Origin of the sequence: Paenibacillus farraposensis (genome assembly GCF_020736845.1) — a bacterium.
Taxonomy (GTDB): Bacteria; Bacillota; Bacilli; order Paenibacillales; family Paenibacillaceae; genus Paenibacillus; species Paenibacillus farraposensis.
Genome location: NZ_JAFFQR010000016.1, coordinates 1 through 214, shown reverse-complemented (window position 1 = coordinate 214; position 214 = coordinate 1). Strand labels below are relative to the sequence as shown.

The window sequence follows — 214 nt, the reverse complement described above, 5'->3', positions numbered from 1 at the left end:
GGGGCCATAGCTCAGCTGGGAGAGCGCCTGCCTTGCAAGCAGGAGGTCAGCGGTTCGATCCCGCTTGGCTCCACCAATACAATTTTCATCAATAGCTGCATGAATACCATCCACTCGATTAGGTTGGATTGAATTCACACAGTTTTGCACCTTGAAAACTGGATACCGAAACGAAATTGCGTTTTAGAATATTCCTTTAAGCTGATCTTGTGTA

At 46.3% G+C, this 214-nt stretch carries 1 tRNA gene; it reads left to right on the top strand.

The annotated features are described in order from the left end of the window. A tRNA-Ala gene (locus tag JO375_RS04290) sits at nt 1–76 on the top strand. The last annotated feature ends 138 nt before the right edge of the window (nt 77–214 follow it).